Raw genomic sequence first — 876 nt, forward strand, 5'->3', positions numbered from 1 at the left:
ATGGGCAACAAGACTCTAAAACCAGATGGCCCCGTTCACTGGGGACACGCCACCATCTACCTCGTGCACGAATGGGCACGCAGACTGCCGGACGGCGTCGAGATCGTTTCCTATAATCCGAGTCTCGTTCCCGGAACGGGATTGGCCAGGGAAGCCAGCAGACGTGACCAGTTCGTGAACCGGTGGGTCTTGCCGATGTTGGCCTTCACGCCATTCGCCGACCGAATCACCACCGCCGGCCGCAAGCTGTCCGACGCCATTATCGGCACCGTCCCCGCACCGTCCGGTGCCTACATCGACCGAACTCGTGAAGTTCCGTCCTCGGACGAGTCCTACGACCCCGCCCGCGAACGCGCACTCTGGGACTATCTGCAATCCCTCGCCGCAGCCAACGCTTAGGTCGCCGTATCTTCATCCATTGGCAAGGGTGGCCGATAGGTGAAACAGATTGCGCCATATATCTATTCAGCGTGTGAGGGTGGTGCAGTGTCGGTGCACTGCACAAAGACGACCAAGAAGGCTGGATGTGACGGTGCCAGGATTCGGAAGGACAATGAGGGCGGACTGGCGCGTCGCCGCCGTGTCTATCGCGCTGGCATCGGAATTACTTCGCTGATCACACCGGTGTACGAGCCTCGCGCCCATGACAACCGCAACAAGGGTCATCCCGGCTTGCATCGCAGCCGTAGCGATACTAGGTCCCTGAGCGGCAATATCGACCGCGAACAGTAGCTTGAATGACGGCTGTTGCCCGGCCGCTGTGCGGGGGGGTGATCGGCCGCAACCTACTCAAGCATGGCGGCGGACCTTTGAAGCATTGCGTTGTCCGTGGCCATGAAAAAGTACCCACTGGTGGCCAGGTCGAGGTCCCCACTG

1 pseudogene is annotated in these 876 nt (G+C 60.6%); it reads left to right on the plus strand.

The window, feature by feature from the left end:
• Positions 1 to 399: pseudogene (locus QM590_RS25795) on the plus strand (hypothetical protein); the annotation flags it as partial.
• Positions 400 to 876 lie beyond the last annotated feature (477 nt).

The sequence above is a fragment of the Rhodococcus sp. IEGM 1372 genome (assembly GCF_030056835.1).
Lineage (GTDB): Bacteria > Actinomycetota > Actinomycetes > Mycobacteriales > Mycobacteriaceae > Rhodococcoides.